General features: G+C 39.6%; 6 protein-coding genes. 3 read left to right on the forward strand and 3 right to left on the reverse strand.

All coding sequences use genetic code 11. The features are described from left to right. Positions 1-56 precede the first annotated feature (56 nt). From IQ247_RS30155 to IQ247_RS30165, 3 genes are all read right to left on the reverse strand, one after another. Positions 57-446 (reverse strand): DUF1636 domain-containing protein, encoded by a 390-nt coding sequence (locus IQ247_RS30155; RefSeq protein WP_193925648.1) that lies wholly within the window; start codon positions 444-446, stop codon positions 57-59. Positions 447-690: 244 nt separating this feature from the next. Next, complete coding sequence (locus IQ247_RS30160; protein WP_193925650.1) at positions 691-1,884, reverse strand: site-2 protease family protein; 1,194 nt, start codon at positions 1,882-1,884, stop codon at positions 691-693. A 391-nt stretch (positions 1,885-2,275) separates the two neighbouring features. Further along, positions 2,276-4,273: an ABC1 kinase family protein gene (locus IQ247_RS30165; RefSeq protein ID WP_193925653.1), complete on the reverse strand. Its 1,998-nt coding sequence runs from the start codon at positions 4,271-4,273 to the stop codon at positions 2,276-2,278. Between the two features lie 469 nt (positions 4,274-4,742). Between IQ247_RS30165 and recN the strand changes: the two genes are divergently transcribed. The 3 genes from recN (at position 4,743) to IQ247_RS30180 (ending at position 8,727) form a co-directional block, all read left to right on the forward strand. After that, positions 4,743-6,506: a DNA repair protein RecN gene (recN, locus tag IQ247_RS30170; RefSeq protein ID WP_193925654.1), complete on the forward strand. Its 1,764-nt coding sequence runs from the start codon at positions 4,743-4,745 to the stop codon at positions 6,504-6,506. A 119-nt stretch (positions 6,507-6,625) separates the two neighbouring features. Further along, positions 6,626-7,285, forward strand: coding sequence for a hypothetical protein (locus IQ247_RS30175; protein WP_322745608.1), 660 nt, complete (start codon positions 6,626-6,628; stop codon positions 7,283-7,285). Positions 7,286-7,335: 50 nt separating this feature from the next. Beyond that, the gene (locus tag IQ247_RS30180; protein ID WP_193925656.1) at positions 7,336-8,727 is read left to right on the forward strand and encodes a malic enzyme-like NAD(P)-binding protein; all 1,392 of its coding nucleotides are present in this window, start codon (positions 7,336-7,338) and stop codon (positions 8,725-8,727) included. The last annotated feature ends 18 nt before the right edge of the window (positions 8,728-8,745 follow it).

An 8,745-nucleotide genomic window follows, 5' to 3' on the forward strand; every position in this document is an offset into this window, starting at 1 on the left:
ATTATGAGTTACGCCCTAGTTTTAACCTTTGACCTTTAACCTTTGACCTTTAACCTTTAAATACTGGGAATTCTTGCTAAAACGCTTTTTTTAAAAGCTTGGGGACGTTCCGACCAAGCCATTTTACCATCTGTTTTTTCATAATATAAATTTGCACATTCTAAAACTGCGGCAGATGTTTCGGAAAGTGCTTCGGAATCATGGTTTAAATTGCCAAATAAATATGTCATTTTACCTGGTGCGGAAAATGCGACAGTGCAGGAATGACTGCAAGCACTCATGCATTCTACCGATTTCACGGTAAATTGTTTTGACAACACCCAATTCTGATGCTGTTCTTCAATTTCCTTTAACAGTTTTTCACCACCACTAGTACCTACACGCTTTCCATCTTGCCAAACGCTGGCACAGCTTGAGCAAACTAAAATTGTATGTTGATTTTCCATTATTTATGATGTTTATAATGTCTATAAATTTAAATAATTCTGATTTTTCTGGCATAATTTCATACAGTACCATTATTTGTACAAGCTATAGAATTGTCAATTTGATATATTGAATTAAAAATCTTTATATACAATTTGATCAACATAGGATAAATAATGTAGAGACGTTGCGCCCGGCAACGTCTCCCTAGATTCCGATTTGCATCGAGAACCAATTGAAATATATCGTTGTAACGAACATCCTTTATTTCGTAGATTTAGCGATGGTTTCCAACTGCAAGCCAGGGGGATAGTTACCTTCTTCCTTAACCCTCTTAATCTCAGCATCACTAATACGTAAATTTAATTTTTGCGCTAATGACCGTAAAATATCTCCTCGGTCAATTAAACCCGCTACAGCCCCTGCTGGTGAAAGTACGGTAACGCGCTGCAATTTCTCCTTTTCTAATTTGATAATAACTTCAGCTAAACTCGTTGATTCTTTGACTGTGGGAATTTGATCTAAAGGACGTACTATAGTTTGTAAGGTTTGAGTTTCCCATAAACTTCTTTCTATAACTTGTAAATCAGTAATAGAAACCATTCCTTGATAGCGTCCATCTCGATCTGCAAAGTAAACCTGAGATTGATTGTTTGCAAGCAAGTATTCGTCAGCAAAATAACGTAACGATTTATCAGCATTAACTACGCGAAATTCCTTAGTCATGGCATCGCTGGCAACCATTGCTAACAAGGTTTCCTGTAGAGTCGTGACACGTTCGTAAGTTTTTGCATTGCGAATACCAAACCAACCCAACAAAGCAATCCACAAACCCGTGATTAATTCACCTGTCAAATAATCTACTACCAAACCCAACGCGATCGCAGCATAACCTAAAATCTGTCCGGCTTTTGCTGCTAAACGTACTGCTTGAAAACGGTTCCCGGTAGCTTTCCAAAGTGCTGCTTTTAATACTTGTCCACCGTCGAGAGGTAAGCCGGGAATTAAATTAAATAATGCTAAAACTAAATTAATTCTGGCTAAATCACCCAACATCATATGTAACGCAATAGTCTCTGGTATGGCAGCAGCTATCAAAGTTAACAAAACAGACAGTCCTATACTTACCAAAGGACCTGCGATCGCCACTTGAAATGCTTTTCCTGGAGTCTTTGATTCTTCTTCGATTGCAGCAATTCCACCAAAGAAAAATAGAGTAATTGAATTAACTTTAATACCTTGTTTTTGTGCTACCAAGCTATGACCCAATTCATGTAAAACTACGGAGCCAAATAACAAAATTGCCATTACCGCCCCAGCACTCCAACCTTGAATGGTTCCTAATTCCTGGTAAGATACTCCAAAGTTGAGAGTTACTAAACCTAAGATTAAGAACCATAAAGGGTCTAAAAATAGGGGAATTCCGAATAAGGAGCCAATTCGCCAACTATTTTGCATAATATTTTTCCTATACCAGATTTTTTGATTTCAGTTCAAAATGCAATAAAATTTAATTTCTGATTCAAATCTTGTATTCAAATATTCCAAATACAAATAATCAAAGAATGCTTTTTGAACTGCTCTATCTTTTAGGATAAACAATTATTGCAAACGGCATAATACGCAAATTATTCGGGAAACTTCACTTTAATGGTTCGGTCTCGATCAATAATTGAAGAACAGGTTAAGGGTTAGAGGTCAAAGGTTAAAGGTCAAAGGTCAAAGGTTAAAGGTTAAAGGTTAGAGGTGTAGCAACTCCTAACTCCCAACTCCCAACTCCTAACTCCCAACTCCTAACTCCTAACTCCTAACTCCTAACTCCTAACTCCCAACTCCTAACTCCCAACTCCTAACCTGCTCTTAACTGCTTTGTAACTTCAACTTCTTCGACTACTAACAATTCCCTTAACACTCTTGCTACTGCTTTTTGGGCGATTTGAGAGACAATTTGCTGTCCTAAAAGTTGTACATTTGGATTAACTATAGTTTTGCTAATTCCCTCAATTGCTTTTGATAAATCAAAATTACCGCCTTCTTGGAGAATTTTGATGATATTCTTGATATGTTCTAGGGTTTGCTGTTCTTCAGTAGATGCACTAGGAGTTTCAGTAATCGCTGTTACACCGACTCTTTCACGCAATACATAAGTAAGGTTGTGCAATAAATTTCTTCCTAATGCATCAAATCCTTTAAATAATTCATCTACTAGCTTAGTACGAATAAAAGCACCACGTTCTGATGCTAAAAATTCTAAACCTTGATCCAATGCTTCGCCAGAATTATAATCTTGAGAATTGCGAGCATTTTTTAACAAGTTTTCTAAGCGATTCCAACGGAAACGACCATCTTTAAATAATAAGTCTTTTAATGAAGCTCTTAATTCAGGTGATGGATCTGTTAATAATCGTTTGGAAACGTAGGGATATGCTTCGCTGAGAACTTTAAAATTCGGGTCAATATATATTGCAATCCCTTCTAATGTCACCAAAGAACGAATAATCAAAGCATAATATGGAGGTACGCGGAAGGGATATTCGTACATCAAAGATGATAAATCATCAGTGATAGTTTTAATATTTAAATCGGCAACCGAAGCACCTTGAGCATCAGCGAAAACATTGGCGAATGCTGGAATAATCGGAGTTAAATCAACATCTGGTGTAAGGAAGTCTAATTTAACATAATCATGGGCTAAAGCATCAAAATCGCGGTTAACCACATGAACAATTGCTTCAATTAAACCATAACGTTGCTGTGGCTGAACTTCGCTCATCATGCCAAAATCAAGATAAGCCAATTTCCCATCATAAGTAGCTAATAAATTACCGGGGTGAGGATCTGCATGGAAAAATCCATGTTCTAATAATTGACGTAAGGAACATTGAACCCCTACTTCTACTAAATAACGAGCATCTATACCCAAAGCCGCAATTTCTTCTACTTGAGTTAATTTAATGCCGTTAATCCATTCCATCGTCAACACACGACGATTAGTATATTCCCAGTATATTTTCGGAACGTATACGTCTTTTAAATGACCGTAAAGTTGAAAGAAACGCTCAGCATTTTCTCCCTCGTTAACATAATCCATCTCCTCGAATATCCGCTCTCCTAGTTCATCGAGGATACCTACTAAATCGCTTCGCACTTGCTTGATTGCTTTTTGCCCCCAAGCCGATAATCGACGCAGGATATACAAATCAATGGTTATGCGTTCGCGTAAGTCGGGGCGTTGAACTTTGACGGCGACTTGTTCACCTGTAGTTTTTAACTTGGCTTTATAAACTTGTCCTAAAGAAGCTGCGGCGATCGGTTCTGGTGTCAGTTCGGTATAAATATCTTGGGGAGGCGCACCAAGTTCTTCTTCAATAAACTGATAAGCAAGTTCGTTGGAAAAAGGTGGTAATTTATCTTGTAGTTGAGTTAATTCTTCTAAATAAACCGGAGGAACTAAATCAGGTCTTGTAGACAATGCTTGTCCGATTTTAATATATGCCGGTCCCAAATTCGTCAGCAGTACTCGCAATTGCACAGCCCGACGATGATCAGCTTTGACGTTTTTACCAAGTTTGATATCCCACCACAAACCCAAGGCAAAGCTAATTACGGGAGCTAAAACCGTGAATATACGTTTCCATACCTGTACAGGTCTTTTTCGGTAGTGCGCTGCGATTCCTAGGGGATTATAGCGCAATCCTAAATGTTCGCTGGTTGTGGCTTCTAATAACCGACTCTTTCGGTCTGCTTGTAAAGCTGGTAATTTAACAATAGTAGAATCTACTTTATCTGCAAGCACTAATTTACTCTCTTTAAGTGTGGATTTAGGAGGAACTGTCTTGATATTCATTTACTTACCGGCGCATCACAGCTAAAACGTTAAGTATTGTAACAATCGCTTTCATCAGTGTAACCTATTAGGTCAAAGGTCAAAGGTCTAAGGTCAAAGGTCAAAGGTCTAAGGTCAAAGGTCTAAGGTCAAAGGTCAAAGGTCAAAGGTATAAGGTCTAAGGTAATAAAATAATTGGTGTTTTTCATGTTTAATGTTAATAGGGTGTCTACGTGTCAAGATCAGTCAGTATGATTATTTGAAGTAGGGTTCAAAACCGTTGTCGGATAAGAGGCAATTTTTAATTCACACTACTCCTCATTCATCATTTTTAACCTTTGACCTTTGACCTCTAACCTTTGACCTTTTAAACTAAGTTTGGTACAGTTGTTCGGGAGTAATAATAGCTATTTGAGGTTGTTTAGGTTTAATTTATAGTATCCCAACTGTAGAAGTATCCCGCGTCTGCCTTAACGGAGAATTTGCCTGAATGTTGCTCTCCCTTTATATAGAAAATTTTGCTTTAATCGACAAATTAGAATTGGAATTCGGTGCTGGGTTAAATGTCCTTACTGGTGAAACCGGCGCTGGGAAATCGATTATTCTGGATGCTATTGATGCTGTTTTGGGTGGAAAAGTCTCTAGTCGTGTGATTCGCACTGGCAGTCAACGAGCCATGATTGAAGGTACTTTTACTTCTAATTCTGCTTTGGCTGGTTGGTTGACAGAACAAGAAATTGATTTACTTGATGAAAATTCAGTAGTTATCAGTCGCGAAATTACCGCTAATACTAGTAATATCCGCAGTCGTTCGCGAGTCAATGGTGTTTTGGTAAATCGCCAATTAATGAATGGTTTGCGAGAACGTCTTGTGGAAATTACCGCCCAAGGACAAACTGTAGAGGTGGGACAATCAGCAAAGGTTCGCAACTGGCTCGATTCCTATGGCGGTGATGGGTTAGGGAAGCAACGTTCCTTGGTGGCTGGGGCTTTTAACCGTTATCAGGAAGCACATTCGTTGTTAGAACGTCGTCGCACTTCCGAACGGGAACGCTTACAAAAACTTGATTTGCTGACTTATCAAGCTAAAGAATTGGGAGATGCTAATCTTAACGAACCCAACGAACTCGAAAAGCTTTTACAAGAACAAGAACGTCTCAATCATGTAGTTGAATTACAACAGATGAGTTACAAAGTTTACCAAGCTTTGTATCAAAGCGATGGCGGAGATTCCACCGTTTGTGATTTGCTCGGTGATAGCGAAGCTACATTGATGAATATGGTAGAGTTCGATACTGAAGAACTGCAACCGCTGTTGGAATTAATTAGGGATGCTCAAACAGCCGTTACAGAAGTAGCTCGACAAATGAATGCTTATGGAGATGGTTTAGAAGCAGATCCGCAACGATTGGATGAAGTCGAAGAACGAGTTCGCGAATTAAAGCAAATTTGTCGCAAATACGGTCCTTCACTTGCTGAAGTCATCGAACATTACAATCGGATTCAAGCACAGTTAGAGGAACTTAACGATGGAGAAAAATCCATTGAAAGTTTAGAAAAACTTGAACTTGAACGCTTAGAAGAACTCACATCTCATTGTCAAGTACTAACGAAATTGCGTAGCGCTACAGCTGCTTTATTAGAAGCGGAAATTATTAGGGAACTTAAACCCTTAGCAATGGACAAAGTGCAATTTAAGGTTGAGGTAGCACCCATTGCCCCCACTGCCAACGGCAGCGATAAAATCGGCTTTTTATTTAGTCCCAATCCCGGAGAGCCGCTACAACCGCTATCAGAAACTGCTTCTGGTGGTGAAATGAGCCGCTTTTTACTAGCGTTGAAAGCTAGTTTTTCAGCTTCAGATAGCCCAGGAACTATGGTATTTGACGAAATCGATGTCGGTGTTTCCGGAAGAGTTGCACAAGCGATCGCCGAAAAGTTGCATCAATTAAGTTTGCAGTTTCAAGTTTTGTGTGTTACTCACCAACCCTTAGTAGCAGCAATGGCAGACAGGCATTTTCACGTTAATAAGCAAGTAGTTAATCAAATTAAAGGTAGTAAAGAAGACAACGGACATAGTGAAGAACGCACCGTAGTCAGAATTACAGCTTTGGATAACTTAGATCAAAGACGGGATGAGTTAGCACAGTTAGCAGGTGGAAAATCAGCTTCCGATGCTGTAGCTTTCGCCGAATCTTTATTAACAAAAGCAGCAACTCATCGTCAGGGGAAAGGGAAAAAGAAAAAATCATAATATAACCTTTTCAAACCACCTTCATCTCTTTTTCTATTTTTTTACTCCCTTCCCGGCAGAAGATTACGGAAAAAAAACCGCAGAGACGCAGAGAGCGCAGAGGAAAGAGGTAAAAAGAGATGAACCGCACCCTACGGGTGAAAGGTAATCTGTTTAGCGGGATGGGAGTAATGTCTTACAGAGATTTCAGTATTTCTAAAGTAAAGCAAAAGTTCAATTTAACATTGGTAGAAGGCAAACGTTTTCTTCCAGAAATTGAACCTGTTTTACCAACTTCTTATTTGGCGGAATTCTTGGAAGAAAGTATTCCTCTAGCAGTTGCAATGGGTTCTGAGAAAGCGCGTTCCGAATTGATTATTAGTCCAATTTTATTTGAATTACGAAAGCTTCTAAATCGGGAAATCAGCTTTTTTTCTGGTGAAGAATTCAACGTTGATGCAACTTTGGGATTAACTGGCTTTTGTGATTTTCTCATCAGTCTTTCTCCGGAACAATTATTTATTGAAGCTCCAGCAATAGTAATCATAGAAGCGAAGAAAGAAAATCTTAAAGGTGGTTTAGGGCAGTGTATTGCTTCCATGATTGCAGCGCAGAAATTTAATGCGGAGAATAATAAATCTATTTCAACTGTATATGGAAGCGTTACCAGTGGAAATTTATGGAGTTTTTTAAAATTAGAAAATACTACCATAACCATTGATTTGACAGAATACTTAATTCCCCCAGTGGAACAGTTATTAGGCATTTTGGTATGGATGGTGCGCTCTGGGTTAGATTGATATATCAATTGTTATAAGCTAAGTTAATATTTCCTCATCTACCGATTACAATGGCAGACCTTACACCCAATTCTAGTTTTAGTTTGACCCTACGTTTAGAAATTCCCAATCGAATCGGGATGTTTGCTAGCGTTACTAACGCGATCGCAGCGAGCGGCGGAAATCTCGGTCAAATTGATTTGATTGAACAAAGTAGACAAGTATCAATTCGTGATATCACTGTTGATGCTGCAAGTACAGAACACGCGGACAATATTATCCAAGCAGTAAAAGCGCTGCCGGTGATCAAGGTGATAAATGTCTATGACCGCACCTTCGATTTACATCGCGGCGGTAAAATTAGTATTGCCAGTAGAATTCAACTTAAGAGTATATCCGATTTAGCAATGGCTTACACTCCCGGTGTGGGAAGGATTTGCAGTGCTATTGCTCAAAATCCAGAGGAAGTTTACAACTTAACAATTAAACAAAATATCGTAGCGATTGTTACTGATGGTAGCGCGGTTTTGGGGTTGGGTAATTTGGGACCGGAAGCTGCTTTACCAGTCATGGAAGGCAAAGCAATGTTATTTAAAGAGTTTGCCGGTATCGATGCTTTCCCCATCTGTCTGGCAACACAGGATACAGATGAAATTGTCAGTGTAGTAAAAAATATTGCCCCGGTATTTGGAGGTGTAAATTTAGAAGATATTGCCGCACCTCGTTGCTTTGAAATTGAAGCTAGATTAAGGGAAGAATTAGATATTCCAGTGTTTCACGATGACCAACACGGTACAGCAATCGTTACCTTAGCTGCATTATTCAACGCTCTGAAGCTAGTGCAAAAACCCATAGAGCAAATCCGCATTGTAATCAACGGTGCCGGAGCTGCTGGAGTGGCGATCGCCAAGTTACTTCGCTCTTCCCATGCAAAACAAATTTGGATGTGTGACTCCAAAGGTATTGTTTCGATCAACCGCAATGACTTGAACCAAGAAAAGCGAGAATTCGCCGTCAAAACCCAGGGAAAACTCGTTGATGCGGTAAAAGGTGCAGATGTATTTATCGGTGTCAGCGCTCCAGGAGTCTTAACACCAGAAATGGTCAAAACAATGGCAAAAGATGCAATAGTATTTGCAATGGCCAATCCTGTTCCAGAAGTTCAGCCAGAATTAGTTAAAGACGACGTTGCCGTCATTGCTACTGGACGCAGCGACTACCCCAATCAAATCAACAACGTACTGGCATTTCCTGGAGTCTTTCGCGGTGCTTTAGATTGTCGTGCAGCCACCATCACCACAGCAATGTGCCTTGAAGCAGCAAGCGCGATCGCCTCTTTAATCAAACCGTCCGACCTTGACAAAGAACACATTATACCCTCAGTCTTCGACGAACGAGTATCGAGTGTAGTTGCTGGTGCAGTACAGCGTGCAGCCCGTGAGGGTGATATTGCACGTCGTTAGATAAGGATGGGGTTCGGG

This window comes from Plectonema cf. radiosum LEGE 06105, from assembly GCF_015207665.1.
GTDB lineage: Bacteria > Cyanobacteriota > Cyanobacteriia > Cyanobacteriales > Nostocaceae > Rivularia > Rivularia radiosa_A.